Source organism: Burkholderia sp. BCC0405, assembly GCF_902833075.1.
GTDB lineage: Bacteria > Pseudomonadota > Gammaproteobacteria > Burkholderiales > Burkholderiaceae > Burkholderia.
This window is the reverse complement of sequence record NZ_CADFEO010000010.1, coordinates 291021-309371: the sequence shown is the minus strand read 5'-3', so window position 1 is coordinate 309371 and position 18351 is coordinate 291021. Positions and strand designations below refer to the sequence as shown.

The following is an 18351-nucleotide window of genomic DNA, read 5'->3' as shown; positions in this document are numbered from 1 at the left end:
AGGACGTCGCGCAGACGGTGCTGTTCCTGTCGGCCTTCCCGAGCGCCGCGCTCACGGGCCAGTCGTTCATCGTCAGCCACGGCTGGTTCATGCAGTGATGCGGGGGCGGGCGGGGTAGCTGCCCGCCGGCGAATGGCATAAAAAAACGCACTCCGTAGAGTGCGTTTTCATTTTGGCAGGGCGGGGCCGATGACGGCTGCCGCCTGCTCAAGCCGCGTTACTTCAGGACGGCTGCGATCGCATTGGCGACTGCGTCGAGGTTACGCGTGTTCAGTGCTGCGACGCAGATCCGGCCCGTGCCGACCGCATAGATGCCGAACTCGTCGCGCAGGCGATCGACTTGCGCCGAGGTCAGGCCCGAATACGAGAACATCCCGCGCTGTGCGTTGATGAAGCCGAAGTCGCGATCGACGCCGCTTGCCTTCAGGCGCTCGACGAGACCGTTGCGCATCGCGCGGATGCGATCGCGCATTTCACCGAGTTCCTGCACCCACGAAGCGTGCAGTTCCGGCGATGCGAGCACCGCTGCGACCACGGCGCCGCCATGGGTCGGCGGGTTCGAGTAGTTCGTGCGGATCACGCGCTTCAGTTGCGACAGCACGCGCGTTGCCTCTTCCTTGCTCGACGTAATGATCGACAGTGCGCCGACGCGCTCGCCGTACAGCGAGAACGACTTCGAGAACGACGACGACACGAATGCGTTCAGGTCGGCCGCGGCAAACAGGCGCACGGCAGCAGCATCGGCCTCGATGTTCTCGCCGAAGCCCTGGTAGGCCATGTCGAGGAACGGCACGAGGTTGCGCGCCTTCACGACGTCGACGATCTGCTGCCATTGCGCGTCGGTCAGGTCCACGCCGGTCGGGTTGTGGCAGCACGCGTGCAGCACGACGACCGTACCTGCCGCGTAGCCGTTCAGTGCCGACAGCATGCCTTCGAAGTTCACGCCGTTGGTGGCAGCGTCGTAATACGGGTACGCAACGACTTCGAAACCGGCCGCTTCGAACAGCGCGCGATGGTTTTCCCAGCTCGGATCGCTGATCGCGACCTTCACGTTCGGGTTCACGGTACGCAGGAAGTCGGCGCCGATCTTCAGCGCGCCCGTGCCGCCCAGTGCCTGGGCCGTGACCACTCGACCTGCCGCGATCAGCGGCGAGTCGTTGCCGAGCAGCAGTTTCTGCACGGCCGCATCGTAGGCGGCGATGCCGTCGATCGGCAGGTAGCCGCGCGGCAGGCCGGCCTCGACACGCACCTTCTCCGCTTCGCGAACCGCGCGCAGCAGCGGAATCTTGCCTTCTTCGTTCGTGTACACACCGACGCCGAGGTTGACCTTGGTCGGACGCGCATCGGCGTTGAAGGCTTCGTTCAGGCCCAGGATCGGGTCGCGGGGAGCAAGCTGGACAGCGGAGAAGAGCGACATGATGATTCGGCAGTAGTGAAAAGAGGGTCAGGCTTTCAACGGGCGGGGCGCGCGCGGCGGACCGCGCGCAGGCAGGCACGACGCCGGAAAGCGCAGCAGCCTGACATTGTAGCGAATTCGTGCAGGCGGGGGCGACGAATCGGCGGCGAAATTCGGCGGCAAATCGAGATGCCGGGCGGCGGCCGCACGTCAGGAGCCGACAGCAGTTCGCGAGGCCGCGAAGCGCTAGAATGCTTTCTTTGCCCTCGCTCCGGCCGCATTCCATGTCCGAACATAAAGCCGAAACCGGCGACGCGCTCGACGAATCGAAATTCGTGACCTTCGAAGGGTCGCCATTCCAGCTCTATCAACCGTATCCGCCCGCAGGCGATCAGCCGACCGCCATCGAGACGCTCGTCGAAGGGGTCGAGGACGGTCTCTCGTTCCAGACGCTGCTCGGCGTGACGGGCTCGGGCAAGACCTTCACGATGGCGAACACGATCGCGCGGCTCGGCCGCCCGGCGATCGTGTTCGCGCCGAACAAGACGCTCGCCGCGCAGCTCTACTCGGAATTTCGCGAGTTCTTCCCGCGCAACGCGGTCGAGTATTTCGTCTCGTACTACGACTATTACCAGCCTGAAGCGTACGTGCCGCAGCGCGACCTGTTTATCGAAAAGGACTCGTCGATCAACGAGCACATCGAGCAGATGCGGCTGTCGGCGACGAAGAGCCTGATGGAGCGCCGCGACGTCGTGATCGTCGCGACGGTGTCGGCGATCTACGGTATCGGCAACCCGTCCGAATACCACCAGATGATCCTGACCCTGCGCGCCGGAGACAAGCTCGGCCAGCGTGACGTGATCGCGCGGCTGATCGCGATGCAGTACACGCGCAACGAGCAGGATTTCCAGCGCGGCACGTTCCGCGTGCGGGGCGACACGATCGACATCTTCCCGGCCGAACACGCGGAGCTGGCCGTGCGCGTCGAACTGTTCGACGACGAGGTGGAGACGCTGCAGCTGTTCGACCCGCTGACGGGGCGCGTGCGGCAGAAGATCCCGCGCTTTACCGTGTATCCGTCGTCGCACTACGTGACGCCGCGTGACACCGTGATGCGCGCGGTCGAGACGATCAAGGACGAATTGCGCGAACGCCTCGAGTTCTTCCACCGCGACGGCAAGCTCGTCGAGGCGCAGCGTCTCGAGCAGCGCACGCGCTTCGACCTCGAGATGCTGCAGGAGCTCGGCTTCTGCAAGGGCATCGAGAACTACTCGCGGCATTTCTCGGGCGCGGCGCCCGGCGATCCGCCGCCGACCCTCGTCGACTACCTGCCGCCCGATGCGCTGATGCTGCTCGACGAATCGCACGTGCTGATCGGCCAGTTGAACGGCATGTACAACGGCGATCGCGCGCGCAAGGAAAACCTCGTCAACTACGGGTTCCGGTTACCGTCGGCGCTGGACAACCGGCCGCTCAAGTTTCCGGAGTTCGAACGCAAGATGCGCCAGGTCGTGTTCGTGTCGGCCACGCCGGCAGACTACGAGAAGCGCGTGACCGGGCAGATCGCGGAGCAGGTCGTGCGGCCGACGGGCCTCGTCGATCCGGAAATCGAAGTGCGGCCGGCGAGCTCGCAGGTCGACGACGTGCTGGCCGAGATCAACGCGCGCGTGAAGGCCGAGGAGCGCGTGCTGATCACCGTGCTGACGAAGCGCATGGCCGAGCAGCTCACCGAGTTTCTCGCCGATCACGGGGTCAAGGTGCGTTACCTGCACAGCGACATCGACACGGTCGAGCGCGTCGAGATCATCCGCGACCTGCGGCTCGGCACGTTCGACGTGTTGGTCGGGATCAACCTGCTGCGGGAAGGGCTCGACATTCCCGAGGTGTCGCTCGTCGCGATCCTCGATGCGGACAAGGAAGGCTTCCTGCGCGCGGAGCGCTCGCTGATCCAGACGATCGGCCGCGCGGCGCGGAACGTGAACGGCAAGGCGATCCTCTACGCGGACAACATGACCGAGTCGATGAAGCGTGCGATCGGCGAGACCGAGCGGCGCCGTGCGAAGCAGATCGCGCACAACGAAAAGATGGGCATCACGCCGCGCGGTGTCGTGAAGCGCATCAAGGACATCATCGACGGCGTCTACAACGCGGACGAGGCACGCGCCGAGCTGAAGGAAGCGCAGCAGCGCGCGAAATTCGAGGACATGTCGGAAAAGCAACTCGCCAAGGAAATCAAGCGCCTCGAGAAGCAGATGGCCGACTACGCGAAGAACCTCGAGTTCGAGAAGGCCGCCGCGACCCGCGACCAACTTGCGCTGCTGCGTGAGCGCGTGTTCGGTGCGAACGTCGGCGATCACGTCAACGGCGGCCGGTAAATCTTGCCAAACGTCACCCAGACCCTGCGGTAGCGAGCCTGTATGCCTTGTCGGATCAGGGGTTTACACGGCTCCCAGTTTGTTCCGAAACAGGTTCGGTGCTAAACTTCGCCATTATTGAGAATTGTTCGCATTAACGTTCTTCGTCGCGTTAGTGTTTTCAGTGGGCCGGCCTGGCGTCGGTCCACATGGTTCCAGATCAAATAACAAGGAGTGTCCATGTTGGGTTCTTCGTTCATCCGCACGACGGTTGCGGTAGCGGCGGCGCTTGCCGCGATGTCGGCCTCGGCTGCCGAATATCCGATCGGCAAGCAGCAGATCCAGGGCGGCATGGAAATCGGCGCGGTGTACCTGCAGCCGATCACGATGGATCCGGAAGGGATGATGCGCAAGGCGTCGGATTCCGACATCCACCTCGAGGCCGATATCCATGCGGTCAAGAACAACCCGACGGGTTTCGCGGAAGGCGACTGGATGCCGTACCTGCAGGTCACGTACAAGCTGACGAAGCAGGGCGACACGAAGTGGAAGGCGGAAGGCGACCTGATGGGCATGGTCGCGAGCGACGGCCCGCACTACGGCGACAACGTGAAGCTGAACGGCCCGGGCAAGTACCACCTGACGATGGTCGTCAAGCCGCCGATGCAGACGGGCCATATGGCGTTCGGCCGTCACATCGACAAGGAAACGGGCGTGGGCGCATGGTTCAAGCCCATTACCCTCGAGTACGACTTCCCGTTCGCCGGTATCGGCAAGAAGGGCGGTTACTGATCGGTGGCACCACGGACGGCGTGCCGTCGGCGTAGAGAACCCAGAATGAAAATTCCCCAGAAAATCGTTGCCGCAGCTGCTGCGTTGTGGCTTGCCGGCGCAGCGTACGCTGCCGATCTGCCGACGTTCAAGCTCGAGATGGCGGACGGCAAGCTGAATCCCGCCCGCATCGAAGTGCCGGCCGGCCAGCGTTTCAAGATCGAGATCAAGAACACCGGCAAGGGCGCCGCCGAATTCGAGAGCGTGCAACTGCGCAAGGAGAAGGTGCTCGCGCCGGGCGCCGATTCGTTCGTGGTCGTCGCACCGTTGTCACCGGGCGAATACAAGTTTTTCGACGATTTCCACCAGCAGGCGCAGGGCGTGATCGTCGCGAAGTAATGCGTTTTATCTGCGCGCGGGCATACCTGCCCGATGTACTGCGCGTCAGGAGGTATCGATGGGTCAGATCTTGTTCATCGTCTGGCGGGAGAGCGTCGAAGCGCTGCTCGTCGTCGGCATTCTCTATGCATGGCTGAAAAACGGTGACGACGACGCGCGCCGCGGCCTGCCTTTCCTCTGGATCGGCGTCGGTGTCGGCCTGCTGATGGCCGTCGGCCTCGGTGCCGCACTGGTCGGTTTCACCGAAGTGCTGTCCGGCGACGCGCAGGACTACTTCCAGACCGCCATGGTGCTGATCGCATGCGTGCTGATCGTGCAGATGGTGCTGTGGATGCGCCGGCACGGCCGCACGCTGAAGCGCGACATGGAGCAATCGCTGCAGCAGAGCACACGCGATTCGAACTGGTGGGGCGTCGCGGTGCTGGTCGCGCTTGCGATCGCGCGCGAAGGCAGCGAGACGGTGATCTTCCTGTACGGTCTCGGTTTTGGCCAGTCGGGCCACGTCGACGGCAGCCAGATGCTCGCGGTCTTGATCGGCCTAGGTCTTGCATTCTTCACGTTCTATCTGCTGCAGCTCGGCGGCAAGTACTTCTCGTGGCGGCATTTCTTCCGCGTCACCGAAGTGATGCTGCTGTTCCTCGGCGCGGGCCTGTTCCAGACCGGCGTCGACAAGTTGATCGACAAGGAAATCCTGCCGCTCGGCATTTCGCAGGTGTGGGACACATCCGCGATCCTCGATGATTCGGGCACGTTCGGCTCGCTCGTCGCAACGCTGACCGGCTATCGTGCACACCCGGCACTGACCAACCTGGTTGCCTATGCCGTGTACTGGGCGGTGGTGTGGCTGCTGATGAAGCGCGCGAGCCGTCGTCCGGCCGTCGCGGCAGGTCGCGCGGCATGAGCGTTGTCGCCGCAGGCAAGCAGGGCTGGCTCGCGCAGGCCGGCCAGTGGATGCAGCGGCACGGCCCGCTGATCCGCGGCATCCAGTGGGCCGTCGTCGCCGTCTATGCGTTCCTGATCATCGTGCCGGCGGTGTTGCCGCTGCCGGACGACTCCGCACACCTGTGGAGCAACCTCACGCTGATCGCGCAGTTCACGTTCTGGGGCATCTGGTGGCCGTTCGTGCTGCTGTCGATGGTGATGCTCGGCCGCGTCTGGTGCGGCGTGCTGTGCCCGGAAGGCGCGCTCACCGAATTCGCCAGCAAGTTCGGCCGCGGCGGCCCGATTCCGCGCTGGATACGGTGGGGCGGCTGGCCGTTTGTCGCGTTCGGGCTCACGACGATCTACGGGCAGATGGTGAGCGTGTACCAGTACCCGCTCGCGGTGCTGTTCGTGCTCGGCGGCTCGACCGTCGGCGCGATCGTGATCGGCGTGCTGTACGGCCGCGAGAAGCGCGTGTGGTGCAAGTACCTGTGCCCGGTCAACGGCGTGTTCGGGTTGCTCGCGCGGCTCGCGCCGATGCGCTACAAGGTCGACGAGGATGCATGGCGCCGTTCGTACAAGAACGGCGAGCATGGCCATCGCGTGATTCCGATCAACTGCGCGCCGCTCGTGCCGTTGCGTAACATGAAGGGCGCGGCGGACTGCCACATGTGCGGCCGCTGCAGCGGGCATCGCGATGCGATCTCGCTGTCGTTGCGCTCGCCGTCCGACGAAGTCGTGAACCTCGGGGCGCAGCAGGCGAACCCGTGGGACACCGCGCTGATCCTGTACGGCCTGCTCGGCGTCGCGATCGGTGCGTTCCACTGGACCGTCAGCCCCTGGTTCGTGCAGATCAAGCAATGGCTCGCGGGCTGGCTGATCGACCATGACATCACGTGGCCGCTCGAGACCAATGCGCCGTGGTTCCTGCTCACCCACTACCCGGATCGCAACGACGTGTTTTCCTGGCTCGACGGGGGGCTGGTCGTCAGCTATATCGTCGGCACGGGGCTCGTGTACGGCACGGCGCTGCTGATGCTGCTGGCCGGCGCCACGCTGATGCTCGGTCGCTTCGATCGCGTACGGCTGCATCATCTTGCGCAGGCGTTGATCCCGATCGCGGGTGCGGGCGTATTTCTTGGCCTGTCGGCCACGACACTGTCGCTGCTGCGTGCCGAGCATGTGCCGCTCGGCTGGGCGGCCGATGTGCGCATCGCGATCCTGGTCGGCGCCAACGCATGGAGTGCGTGGCTCGCGTGGAACGTGACGGGGCGCTATGCGGCCTGGCCGCGCCGGCTTGCGGCGTTCGCGTGGTTCGCCGTCGGGCTTGCCGTCATCGACAGCGCATGGTGGTTGATGTTCTGGGGTTTCTAAGCGGATCGCGTGCCGCTTCGGCGGTCAGGCATCGATGCGGTAACGAACCTGGGCGGCATGCTTCACGCATTGGCCGCCCAAACAAAAAAGCGACACGTCGAAGGACGTGTCGCTTTTTTTCTTCCTTGTGCGAGAACCAAAAAAGTGGCTTGGCTTGCTGCAACGGCTGCTTGAGTGTGTTTGCACGAAGGGGTCTAGATCTCGCGTGCAAGCCGTTACGCTGGCTACTGCCCAACACCTCTCAGGGAGGTGGTCCCCACAATACTCTGTCGTTACTTCGTCAGGATCAGTTTGCCCAGCCGTGTGGCGCGCAACTGATAGGTCTCTCCGTTATGCGCGATGCTGACGTGGCTTTGGCCTTGCAGCAGCGTATCGCTGCTGACGACCCGCGTGCCTGCATCGCGGTTGCCGACGGGTTTCGCCGGCGTGGTGACCGCTGCCGTCTTGTGACGGCTGCTGCCTGCGGTGCCGGTCGTGCGGCGCAAGGTCAGCGTGGTCGGGCGCATGGTGTCGGTCATTCGGTTGATCGGTGACTGTCGATACGATGGAATGAATTCTAAATGATAACTATTCCCATTTACAAAAACTCTTTATCGATCAAGATGGCGAATCTGATAGCTTGAATCAAAGAGGCGACCTGCAGGCCGCCATCGGGTTCAGTGCAGCGGATCGGGGTCCTTGCGGCCCTGCGCGTACTCGCGGATCAGGCGGACCGTGTCGATATCCGATGTGCGGTACGCTTCCTTGACGATCCCGTGCGTCTGACGAGCGTCTTCGCTGTCGTCCGTGACGACCAGCGTCGTGCGGTATTCGAAACGCAGGAACAGCTCGTGGTCGTCACGCTCCTCGATCGTCATCGTCAGCGAGCCGCCAATCTCGCCGTCGGCGGCGCGGATGTCGTAGCGGACCTGCTGGTTCGGCGTGAACGTGACGTGGTCGCGCACGGTCGCGTGACCGTAGTGCAGTTCACGTTCGAGCGTCGTGTCCGTCCGTTCGTGGACGACGCAGCTGTCGAGGCCGAGCACGAACAGTTGCGGCTGTTCTGCGCGCAGCACGAGACCTTCCCAGAGCTGTTCGCGGGTGAGGGGCGGCACGGCCGGATCGTCGGAATTGATCTGGATCAGATGTTCGAAGTTCAAGGGGACGGGTTCCTTCTGGTGGCAGGCGGCCACGTGGTTCGAGAAATCAATTGTGACGCAAAACGGGCGGTTTTGCGGCGCCTGCGCGCCCGTCCATGTGTCAGGCTTCGATGCGGCCCATGCGACCGGTCTGGTAGTCGGCGACCGCCTGCCGGATCTCTTCCTCGGTATTCATCACGAAAGGGCCGTAGCGGACGATCGGCTCGTTGAGCGGTACGCCGCCGATCAGCAGCAGGTCGAGCGGCGTGTCGCCGGCGGCGAACGTGACGGTGTCGCCATCGTCGCAGTACACGACCATGAGTCGCGCGTCGACAGCCTGTCTGGCGGGCCCGTAGAGGCCCGTTCCGTCGATCGGATAGGCAAACACACGATAGCCTGCGGGGACGGTCTGGGTGACCGTTGCACCGGGCTGTAGCGTGAAATGCTGGTAGAGGATCGGCGTGCGCGTTTCGATCGTGGCGCGTACGCCGAACGCTTCGCCGGCGATCACGCGTACCCGTGCGCGGCCGTCCGGTGACGTTGCGGTCGGGATGCGGTCGGCAGGGATCTCCTGGTAGCGCGGCGCGATCAGCTTGTCGCGGCGTGGCAGGTTGACCCACAGCTGGAAGCCGTGGGAGCGGCCGCCCGCCTGCGCGAATTCAGGATCCGGCATCTCGCTGTGCACGACGCCGGCGCCCGCCGTCATCCATTGCACGTCGCCCGGGCCGAGCGTGCCGGCATGGCCGGACGAGTCGCGATGGCGGAAGCGCCCGTCGAGTGCGTAGGTCACGGTCTCGAAGCCGCGATGCGGATGGTCGGGGGCGCCCTTGGCTTCGCCGGGCGCGTAGTCGACGGGGCCCATTTCGTCGAGCAGCAGGAACGGATCGAAATCCATCAGCAGCCGGGTCGGGAACGGGCGATGAACCACGAAGCCGCCGCCTTCGGTCGTCCGAAGCGCGGGGTACGTGCGGTCAAGCGAGCGAGCGGTCGTCATGCGGATACCCTCGAGATGATCGGAATAGCGTTATTTTTGAAACATAGGGCTATTATATTGGGCGTTTTACCGTTCGATTTGCGACGGCTCGCAATGGATTGTTCTGAAAATGGAACGATGAGATGAATATCGATGCACACAACCTGAACGACCTCATGTACTTTTCGCAGGTCGTCGAACATGGCGGTTTCTCGGCCGCGGAGCGCGTGCTGGGCATCTCGAAATCGCGCCTGTCGCGGCGCCTGACCGAACTCGAGGCGGCGCTCGGCGTGCGCCTGCTGCAGCGCTCCACACGCAAGCTCGCGCTGACTGAAGCGGGGGAACTGTTCTACCAGCATTGCCAGGCGATGCTGGCCGAAGCACAGGCGGCGATGAACGCTGTCCAGCAGTTGCGCTCGTCGCCGCGCGGTTCGGTGCGCGTCAGCGTGCCCGTGACGCTGTCGCAGACGATGCTGTCGCGCATCCTGCCCGAATTCCTGCGTCGCTATCCCGAGGTGAAGGTGCACGTCCGCGTGACGAATCGCGTGATCGACCTGTTCGATGATTCGATCGACGTCGCGCTGCGCGTGCGCTCGGAATCGCCGCAGAACGCGAATATCGTCGTGCGGCCGCTGTGGCGTACCGAGCAGATGCTGGTCGGCGCGCCGAGCCTGCTGAGCCAGAATGCGCCGCCGCTGGCACCGGACGACCTGAGCGGATTCGAGACACTCGACACGCCGAGCGTCGACGGGCGGCACGTGTTCAACCTGATCGCGCCGGACGGTACGCGCCACGTGCACGAGCACGACCCGCGGCTCGTGACGGCCGACCTGATGACGATCCGTGAAGCCGTGCTCGATGGCCTCGGCATCGCGGCATTGCCGGAGATGATGTACGGCAACGCGCTGCGTGCGGGGCAACTGTCGCCGGTGATGCCGGGCTGGACGCTGCCGGTGCCGCAACTGTATGCGGTGTTCGTGTCGCGGCAGGGGATGCCGCCCGCGGTGCGTGCGTTCGTCGACTATCTGGTCGAGAAGCTCGATCACGGCGCCTACAAGGAACCGGGGTGCCCGGAACGAGCGAAGAAGGAAGCGGCGGCCGATGCTTCGGCGACCTGAACACGACGCGCACGGCGAGGCAAATTTGTTTTGTCATTGAAGCGTCGCCTGCAATCGCAAGTTTCAATCGCCGGAACCTTGAATGCGCGTGCGTGCGGGCCTATATTGGAATCCCATTTCGTGAAGGAAGTTCTGAGCGAAATCAGGTGGCCGCATATGTTGCGAGCCAGATAGGGCAGAACGCGCAGTCCGTGCAGACCACGGCAGAGTCGCATTTGCGTTGCTCGAGGCGCAACCGATACCGCCAAAGAGCCCGCCGCCCGAAGGCGCCCGCGTGCGCATGAAAAAAGGCCTTCATCTGGCGATGAAGGCCTTTTACTTTGTGCGTGGCCGGCGAGGCGTGGCCGGCAAGGTGCGGCCGGCAAGGCGCGGCCGGTGCCGTCGGATAGCGCGTGCGTTACTTCGCTTTCGCGGTCGGCTCCGTCACAAAGCCGAGCTTCGTCAGGCCGCCTGCCTGTGCATCCGACATCACTTCCGCGACGTGTTCGTACGCGACCTTGCGGTCTGCACGCAGGTGCAACTCCGGTTGCGGCGTGCGTTTTGCCGCTTCCGCGATGCGTTCCTGCAATTGTTCGCGCGTGACCGTGTGGTCGTCCCACAGGATCGTGCCGTCACCCTGGATCGCGACGTCGACCGTCTGCGGCTTTTCGTCGACGGGCTGGCTGCTGGCGTGCGGCAGGTCGATCTTCACCGCATGCTGCATCGCCGGGATCGTCACGAGGAAAATGATCAGGAGTACGAGCATGACATCGACGAGCGGCGTCATGTTGATCTCGCTCATCACTGCATCGTCGTCATCGTCGCTGAAACCGGTGTTCATTGCCATGGTTCACCCCGCCTCAACTGGCGCGCGTCGCGAGACGCAGGCCGTCGCGCGTCGACGACGAGGCAAGGCTCGCGCCGGTCACAAAATACGCGTGCAGGCCGTGCGCGAAGCGACGCAGCTTGCTGACGACGCCCTTGTTCGCACGGGTGAGTGCGTTGTAGCCAAGCACGGCCGGGATCGCGACGAACAGGCCGAAGGCGGTCATGATCAGCGATTCGCCGACCGGGCCCGCGACCTGGTCGATCGACGTCTGGCCGGACGCGCCGATCGCGAGCAGTGCGTGGTAGATCCCCCAGACCGTACCGAACAGGCCGACGAACGGCGCCGTGCTACCGATCGACGCGAGGATCGCGAGGCCGCTCTGCATGCGCGAGATGCCTTCGTCCATCGTGTCCTTGAGGCAGCGCGTGACCCAGTCCGACACGTCCATGCGGTCGTGCAGGTGCGGTTGCGTCTGGTGGTGGTGATCGGCGGCTTCCTTGCCCGACAGCGCGAGCGCGAGGAACGGGTTGTCGTTCGGCGTCGATGCGGCGAGCCCGAGCTTCCTGATACCGTCGTCGAAGTCGTCCGAATGCCAGAATGCCTGTTCGGCATTCTTCGTCAGGCGGTTCAGGCGGATCACGTTCCAGCCCTTGATGACGATCACGATCCACGACAGGACCGACATCACGAGCAGCGTGATCGCAATGGCGCGCGTGACGAAATCACCTTGCGCCCAGACGTGCGCGATACCGTAGCTTTGCATTTTCTTGTTTCCTTTGAATCTACCGAATATGACGGGTTAGTCGTCAAGCGTGAAGTTGAAGGGCAGCGTATGGGCGGCGCGGATCGCCTGGCCGTTCTCGATATACGGCGGACAGGTACTGGCGCGCGTCGCATCGAGCGCCGCTTCGTCGAGACGCGGGTAGCCGCTGCTCTTCTGCAACTGGACGCTTTCGATCTTGCCCGTCACGCCGATGATGAAGTGAACATAGGCCGTGCCCGTTTCGCCGCGACGGCGCGACATCGGCGGATAGGTCGGCTTCACGAAATTGCAGGTGAGCGCCGACACGTTCTTCGGCGCGCTGACCTGCATCGTCTCGCGCGCCGGGCCGGGTGCTGCAGCCGGTGCAGCAGGCGCAGGTGTTGCGGGAGCCGGTGTTGGATCGGCCACTGCCGGCGCGGGCGTCGGTGACGGAGCCTGCGAGACCGGCTGAGGCGTCGGGACCGCTTTCTGCACCGGTTTCGGCTCGACCTTCGGCTTCACGCGCGGCGTGGGCTTGGGCGGCGCAGGCTGCTGCGCGGCCGACTGGACCGCGACCGGCTGGGCAGGGGGCGCAGGCTGAATGAGCTGCGCGGTGATCGACTGAACCTCGATCTCCTTCGGTGGCGGCGGCGCGTTGCGATGGAGCCAGGCGGCCGTCAGCATGATCGCATGTGCGGCAAGCACACCGACCGCGACGACGATCACTCGGGGGTTCATACGTGGTGCAGCCGGCACGGCGCCGGCAGGAGCGAGATGCGAAGCCTGCATGTTAGCTTGAAAGAACGATGTCGCACCCGGGGCGCGGCGGGTGAATCGGCATCACTTGCGGAAGATCAGCAGCGAGATGCAAACGGTGGTCACAAATCCGATCAGCAATTCCATGACAGGCTCCTTGGCAGGTAAGCCGCTGGCTCGCGCAGACGGTGGCTTGCTGACGGTCAAAACAAAAAATGCGGCCTGGGCCGCATGCGCATACTCGGCGCCGGTCAGGCGGCCTTGCGTTCGTAGAACGTGACCGGGATCGGGTGAGCGTGATGCTCGACACCGCACTGGCTCGCGCAGACGCCTTGTTCGGCCATGAGGTCGCGTACGGACTCCTCGCACTTGCCGCAGCACGTGGCCACGCCAAGCTCGAACTGGAGTTCATCGAAAGAGTTCATGCCCTCCGCGAGGGACGCGCGAATCTTGCGATCGGAAACAGACTTGCACACGCAGACGATCATGATGAGTTGCGATAGCTAACGGTAATGCGAATTATTATCATTAAATTTGCGGGTGTTGACAAGCCTGGGGCGGGCTTTTTTTAAGGTCATCGGACCCTTGAAACGCCGGGGGGGTGGAACGGCAGGCGGAAGCGGGCGTGCCGGCCCGTGTCAGGCAGTCGCGCAGGCGCGCGCGTTGGGCGAGGAAATGGTGACGGATTCGACCGGCGCAGCGAGGCCGAGCAGCGTCGATGCGAGGACCTGCAACTGGCGGCCGTCACCGGTCGAGCAGAAGCGGGGCGGGGCCGCGCGCGTGCCGGCCGGTGCGCGCAGGTTGCGGTCGTCGAGCACCCGCATGAGCTGGCGCGCGATCGCGTCGCTGGTGTCGACGAGCGTCAGGCGGTCGCCCACAAGGTCACGAATCGTTTCCGTGAAGAACGGGTAGTGCGTGCAGCCGAGTACCAGCGTGTCGGCGCCGTCGTCGAGCATCGGTTGCAGGTAGCTGTCGAGCAACGCGCGCAAGGCCGGGGAATTCGTGTCGCCGCGCTCGATGGCTTCGACGAGCCCGTGGCCGGGCTGGCAAATGAATCGGCGGCCGGCGCCATAGCGGTCGAGCAGCGCCTGGAAGCGCGGGCTGTTCAGCGTCGACTGCGTGGCGAGGACGCCCGCGACGCCGCTCGCGGACAGGGCAGCGGCCGGCTTGATGCCCGGCTCGACGCCGACGAGTGGCATCGACAGGTGTTCGCGGGTCGCGGCGATCGCGCGAGCGGTCGCCGTGTTGCAGGCGATGACGAGCGCTTTCGCCCCTTCGCGGGCCAGCCACTCGCCGATTGCCAGCGTGCGTTCCGTAATGAACGCCTCATCGCGTGGGCCATATGGCGCATGGTGCGAATCGGCGACGTAGATGAACGATTCGTCGGGCAACTGCGCGCGCACGGCGCGCAGCACCGACAGGCCACCCAGCCCTGAATCGAAGATGCCGATGGGGGCGACGGTCGTGGCCGTCGCAGTCATAACGGAAGGGGTCGACATGAACGGGCCGGGGGCGATAACGGGAAGCGTGGAGCGAGCTTACTCCGGCGAACCCATCATCGTTTGCTGGTAGTTCTGCAGGCCGACCTTGCCGATCAGGTCGATCTGCGTTTCCAGCCAGTCGATGTGCTCTTCGGTGTCGTCGAGGATCTTTTCGAAGATCTCGCGCGACACGTAGTCGCGAACCGATTCGCAGTAGGCGATCGCTTCCTTGCAGGTGGACTGCGAGATCAGCTCGAGCTTCAGGTCGCACTTCAGGATCTCTTCGGTTTCCTCGCCGATGAGCAGCTTGTGCAGGTCCTGCAGGTTCGGCAGGCCGTCGAGCATGAAGACGCGCTCGATCAGCCAGTCGGCGTGCTTCATTTCGCCGATCGACTCGTCGTACTCGTGCTTGCCGAGCTTCTCGAGGCCCCAGTGCTTGTACATGCGCGCATGCAGGAAGTACTGGTTGATCGCCGTGAGTTCATTCTTCAACTGGGCGTTCAGATATTCGATGACTTTCTTGTCGCCTTGCATGGCTTGTTCCTTGTTCAGTGGGGCTTCAGAAACCGAAAGATAATCGCTCGAACGAGAAAAGCCAAGCCTCAAAGCCTTGCCGGGCCTGCCTTTTGCGTGTAATGAGAATCAGCCTCGAATAACCGGCCACACACAATAATGAGAATGAGAAGTAAAAAGGCCGGACTTCCGTCCGGCCTATCGTTCGATCGCGCTTAAGCGGCTGCGACCGGGATCTTGCCGATCTTCGCCTGCCACTCCTTCGGACCGGTCTGGTGCACCGACGTGCCCGACGAATCGACGGCCACCGTCACCGGCATGTCCTGCACGTCGAACTCGTAGATCGCTTCCATGCCGAGGTCTTCGAATGCGAGCACCTTCGCGCCGCGGATCGCCTTCGACACGAGGTAAGCCGCACCGCCGACGGCCATCAGGTAGGCCGCCTTGTGCTTCTTGATCGCGTCGATCGCGACCGGGCCGCGCTCGGCCTTGCCGACCATCGAGATCAGGCCGGTTTGCGCGAGCATCGTCTCGGTGAACTTGTCCATGCGCGTGGCCGTCGTCGGGCCTGCCGGGCCGACCACTTCGTCGCGGACCGGATCGACCGGGCCGACGTAGTAGATCACGCGGTTGGTGAAGTCGACCGGCAGCTTCTCGCCCTTCGCGAGCATGTCGGCGATGCGCTTGTGCGCGGCGTCGCGGCCGGTGAGCATCTTGCCCGACAGCAGCAGCGTCTGGCCCGGCGTCCAGCTCGCGACTTCTTCCGGCGTCAGCGTGTTCAGGTCGACACGCTTGCTGGTTTCGGTATTCGGTTCCCAGTTGACCTTCGGCCATGCGTCGAGCGACGGCGCTTCAAGCTTGGCCGGGCCCGAGCCGTCGAGCACGAAGTGCGCATGGCGCGTGGCCGCGCAGTTCGGGATCAGCGCGACCGGCTTCGATGCCGCGTGCGTCGGTGCGGCCATGATCTTCACGTCGAGCACGGTTGCCAGGCCGCCGAGGCCCTGTGCGCCGATGCCGAGCGCGTTGACCTTCTCGTGCAGTTCGACGCGCAGTTCTTCGACCCAGTCCTTCGGGCCGCGCGCGATGATTTCCTGGATGTCGATCGGCTCCATCAGCGATTCCTTCGCCATCAGCATCGCCTTTTCGGCCGTGCCGCCGATGCCGATCCCGAGCATGCCGGGCGGGCACCAGCCCGCGCCCATCGTCGGGACCGTCTTCAGCACCCAGTCGACGATCGAGTCGGACGGGTTCAGCATCACGAACTTCGACTTGTTCTCCGAGCCGCCGCCCTTCGCCGCGACCTGCACGTCGACCTTGTCGCCCGGCACGATCTCGTAGTGGATCACGGCCGGCGTGTTGTCCTTCGTGTTCTTGCGGGCACCTTCCGGCGGATTGACGATCGACGCGCGCAGCACGTTGTCCGGGTGCGTGTAACCGCGGCGCACGCCTTCGTTGATCATGTCGGTGAGGCCCATCGTCGCGCCGTCCCAGCGCACGTCCATGCCGACCTTCACGAAGATCGTGACGATGCCGGTGTCCTGGCAGATCGGGCGACGGCCTTCCGCGCACATGCGGCTGTTCGTGAGGATCTGCGCGATCGCATCCTTCGCGGCCGGGCTTTCTTCCAGCTCGTACGCGCGGCCGAGGGCCTGGATGTAGTCGAGCGGATGGTAGTAGCTGATGTACTGCAGCGAATCCGCGATGCTCTGGATCAGGTCTTCCTGTTTGATGACGGTCATGGCTGAGACTCTGTGGGGACTGTGGGGAATGCGTTTATGCGTTGACGGCTGCGTCGGCCGGCTTGCGGGGCTCGTTCGCTGCAGGCGCGTGCGCGTCGCGGGCGTGCGGCTCGTGGAAATGGGCCGGGTGCGTGTGCGTCGTCAGGCGGTCGACCCACGCCATCACGAGCGCCGACACCAGGAACGACACGTGGATGATCACCTGCCACATGATCGCGTGCATCGTGTGCTGGTCGGGGTTGATGAACGTCTTCAGCAGGTGGATCGATGAAATGCTGATCAGCGCCATCGACAGCTTGACCTTCAGCACGCCCGCGTTCACGTGGTCGAGCCATTCGGGCTCGTCGGGGTGGCCCTCGATGCCGAGGCGCGACACGAACGTTTCGTAACCGCCGACGATCACCATGATCAGCAGGTTCGAGATCATCACCACGTCGATCAGGCCGAGCACCGCGAGCATCACGCTGATTTCGTCGAGGCTGGTCGCGTGCGACAGCAGGTGCCAGACTTCCTTCAGGAACAGGAACACGTAGACGGCCTGCGCAACGATCAGGCCGAGGTAGAGCGGAACCTGGAGCCAGCGGCTCATGAAAATCAGCGCGGGAAGCGGGCGAAGCGGGCGACGCGCGGGGCGGCCGGGCGAATGCGGGGCAGACATGGTGGAAAGTCGGGCGCGGTGCGCAGGTATCGGGGTAATCTTGAAACGGCGCGCTATTGTAACGCGTCGGCCAGCGCGACTGCAGCGACGCGCCGGCTCTTCCAGGGACGGATCAGGAGGCGGCGGCCGGCACGCGTTTCACGCGCAGGCTGGCAAGCACGATGCCGGTGACGACGCACGCGAGCGCGATGCCGTGGGCGAGCGTCGGGCGCTCGCCGAGGAACGCGATGCCATACGCGGCGGCCGCGACCGGCAGCACCGCGCTGAACACGCCGGCGAGGCTGCCCGGCACGTGCCGGATGCCTTTCATCCACAGCCAGAACGAGAAGATGCTGGCCGACAGGCCATACCAGACAACGAGCGCCCAGGTGCCGGCCGGCACGCTCGCGTAATCGAAATGCCACATCGCCGTCGCGCCGAGCGGCAGCATCAGGCACAGGCCGAACAGGTGCGTGTATGCGCAGATGTCGATCGGTGCGAGCGTCTGCGTGAGGCGGCGCGACAGGATCACGTAGATCGATTCGCAGCACACCGCGCCGAGGATCAGCAGGTTGCCGGTCAGCGACGACGCGCCGTGCCCGGCCGCGCTGCCGTTCGCGAGGTTGATCGTCACGACGCCGGCGATCGCGAGTGCAATCGACACGAGTGCCCGGCCGTTCGGTTTTTCGCGCAGGATCAACCACGCGAACAGTGCGACGATCGCCGGGATCGTGCTGGTGATCACGCCTGCGGCGACTGCGCTCGTGCGCTGCACGCCGTTCAGCATCAGCAGCGTGAACATGAAGGTGCCGAAGAACGCCTGCAGGAACAGGTTCAGCCATTCGCCGCGCTTGACCGTGCGCATCTTCACCGGGCTGAACAGCGGCCACAGCACGGCGATCGCGATCACGAAGCGCAGCGTGGCGAGGATGGCGACGGGAACGAAGACGACGATCGATTTGCCGATACCGACATTGCTGCCGACGAACAGCATCGACAGCACGAGAAAGAAAGCGTAGCGATTCAAGCTGGAATCCGGAAGGCGAGTTCAGTTAGGATTGTAGGGTCGCGCTCGTTGCAGCGTAAAGCCACAAGCGGCGCCGCCCGGCGGGCGAAACGGCCGTGCCGCGTAAGTGACGGGTAAGTTCGAACGCTTATTGTGGACACTGTCGGGTCGCCCGGTCGCCATCGCGCGACGTGGTGCGGCGCAGCATCGCGCAGCAGCCTTCGGGCCGTGCGCGGGTGGTGGGT

General features: G+C 64.3%; 19 protein-coding genes and 1 pseudogene. 7 read left to right on the top strand and 13 right to left on the bottom strand.

Annotated elements, in window-relative coordinates; genetic code table 11:
• A pseudogene (locus HWX36_RS19245) lies at nucleotides 1-98 on the top strand (3-hydroxybutyrate dehydrogenase); the annotation flags it as partial.
• A 119-nt stretch (nucleotides 99-217) separates the two neighbouring features.
• Here HWX36_RS19245 and HWX36_RS19240 read toward each other — a convergent pair.
• Nucleotides 218-1417: an amino acid aminotransferase gene (locus tag HWX36_RS19240; protein ID WP_175953683.1), complete on the bottom strand. Its 1200-nt coding sequence runs from the start codon at nucleotides 1415-1417 to the stop codon at nucleotides 218-220.
• A gap of 263 nt (nucleotides 1418-1680) precedes the next feature.
• Here HWX36_RS19240 and uvrB point away from each other — a divergent pair, with 263 nt between their 5' ends.
• From uvrB to HWX36_RS19215, 5 genes are all read left to right on the top strand, one after another.
• Nucleotides 1681-3771, top strand: coding sequence for an excinuclease ABC subunit UvrB (uvrB, locus tag HWX36_RS19235; RefSeq protein WP_089495226.1), 2091 nt, complete (start codon nucleotides 1681-1683; stop codon nucleotides 3769-3771).
• A gap of 219 nt (nucleotides 3772-3990) precedes the next feature.
• Complete coding sequence (locus HWX36_RS19230; protein ID WP_021163417.1) at nucleotides 3991-4542, top strand: iron transporter; 552 nt, start codon at nucleotides 3991-3993, stop codon at nucleotides 4540-4542.
• Between the two features lie 45 nt (nucleotides 4543-4587).
• Entirely contained in the window at nucleotides 4588-4920 is a 333-nt protein-coding gene (locus HWX36_RS19225; RefSeq protein ID WP_047898577.1) for a cupredoxin domain-containing protein, read from the top strand.
• A 58-nt stretch (nucleotides 4921-4978) separates the two neighbouring features.
• Nucleotides 4979-5821, top strand: coding sequence for an FTR1 family protein (locus tag HWX36_RS19220; protein WP_175953681.1), 843 nt, complete (start codon nucleotides 4979-4981; stop codon nucleotides 5819-5821).
• Nucleotides 5818-7215, top strand: a complete 1398-nt coding sequence (locus tag HWX36_RS19215) for a 4Fe-4S binding protein (RefSeq protein ID WP_175953679.1) — start codon at nucleotides 5818-5820, stop codon at nucleotides 7213-7215. Before HWX36_RS19220 ends, HWX36_RS19215 begins: the two co-directional genes overlap by 4 nt.
• Nucleotides 7216-7487: 272 nt before the next feature.
• Here HWX36_RS19215 and HWX36_RS19210 read toward each other — a convergent pair whose 3' ends face one another.
• From HWX36_RS19210 to HWX36_RS19200, 3 genes are all read right to left on the bottom strand, one after another.
• Nucleotides 7488-7733 (bottom strand): hemin uptake protein HemP, encoded by a 246-nt coding sequence (locus HWX36_RS19210; protein WP_175953677.1) that lies wholly within the window; start codon nucleotides 7731-7733, stop codon nucleotides 7488-7490.
• 138 nt (nucleotides 7734-7871) lie between these two features.
• Nucleotides 7872-8354 (bottom strand): SRPBCC family protein, encoded by a 483-nt coding sequence (locus tag HWX36_RS19205; RefSeq protein WP_175953675.1) that lies wholly within the window; start codon nucleotides 8352-8354, stop codon nucleotides 7872-7874.
• A gap of 100 nt (nucleotides 8355-8454) precedes the next feature.
• A complete protein-coding gene (locus tag HWX36_RS19200; RefSeq protein WP_175953673.1) occupies nucleotides 8455-9327 on the bottom strand; it encodes a pirin family protein in 873 nt (290 codons plus the stop codon).
• A gap of 122 nt (nucleotides 9328-9449) precedes the next feature.
• Between HWX36_RS19200 and HWX36_RS19195 the strand changes: the two genes are divergently transcribed.
• Nucleotides 9450-10424, top strand: coding sequence for a LysR family transcriptional regulator (locus tag HWX36_RS19195; RefSeq protein ID WP_175953671.1), 975 nt, complete (start codon nucleotides 9450-9452; stop codon nucleotides 10422-10424).
• A gap of 397 nt (nucleotides 10425-10821) precedes the next feature.
• Here HWX36_RS19195 and HWX36_RS19190 read toward each other — a convergent pair whose 3' ends face one another.
• From HWX36_RS19190 to HWX36_RS19150, 9 genes are all read right to left on the bottom strand, one after another.
• Nucleotides 10822-11250, bottom strand: coding sequence for a biopolymer transporter ExbD (locus HWX36_RS19190; RefSeq protein WP_021163407.1), 429 nt, complete (start codon nucleotides 11248-11250; stop codon nucleotides 10822-10824).
• 13 nt (nucleotides 11251-11263) lie between these two features.
• A complete protein-coding gene (locus tag HWX36_RS19185; RefSeq protein WP_175953669.1) occupies nucleotides 11264-11995 on the bottom strand; it encodes a MotA/TolQ/ExbB proton channel family protein in 732 nt (243 codons plus the stop codon).
• Between the two features lie 36 nt (nucleotides 11996-12031).
• Complete coding sequence (locus tag HWX36_RS19180; protein ID WP_175953667.1) at nucleotides 12032-12763, bottom strand: energy transducer TonB; 732 nt, start codon at nucleotides 12761-12763, stop codon at nucleotides 12032-12034.
• 218 nt (nucleotides 12764-12981) lie between these two features.
• A complete protein-coding gene (locus HWX36_RS19175; protein WP_175953665.1) occupies nucleotides 12982-13218 on the bottom strand; it encodes a (2Fe-2S)-binding protein in 237 nt (78 codons plus the stop codon).
• A gap of 150 nt (nucleotides 13219-13368) precedes the next feature.
• Nucleotides 13369-14229: a glutamate racemase gene (gene murI, locus HWX36_RS19170; RefSeq protein ID WP_175953663.1), complete on the bottom strand. Its 861-nt coding sequence runs from the start codon at nucleotides 14227-14229 to the stop codon at nucleotides 13369-13371.
• A gap of 39 nt (nucleotides 14230-14268) precedes the next feature.
• On the bottom strand, nucleotides 14269-14745 hold the full coding sequence (gene bfr, locus HWX36_RS19165; protein WP_175953661.1) for a bacterioferritin: 477 nt from the start codon (nucleotides 14743-14745) through the stop codon (nucleotides 14269-14271).
• Between the two features lie 194 nt (nucleotides 14746-14939).
• Nucleotides 14940-16463 (bottom strand): fumarate hydratase, encoded by a 1524-nt coding sequence (locus tag HWX36_RS19160; protein ID WP_039370104.1) that lies wholly within the window; start codon nucleotides 16461-16463, stop codon nucleotides 14940-14942.
• A 34-nt stretch (nucleotides 16464-16497) separates the two neighbouring features.
• The gene (locus HWX36_RS19155) at nucleotides 16498-17121 is read right to left on the bottom strand and encodes a TIGR00645 family protein (RefSeq protein WP_175953659.1); all 624 of its coding nucleotides are present in this window, start codon (nucleotides 17119-17121) and stop codon (nucleotides 16498-16500) included.
• A gap of 112 nt (nucleotides 17122-17233) precedes the next feature.
• Nucleotides 17234-18127 carry a DMT family transporter gene (locus tag HWX36_RS19150; RefSeq protein ID WP_011352649.1) on the bottom strand — a complete coding sequence of 298 codons (894 nt, stop codon included), beginning with the start codon at nucleotides 18125-18127 and terminating at the stop codon, nucleotides 17234-17236.
• Between the last annotated feature and the right edge of the window lie 224 nt (nucleotides 18128-18351).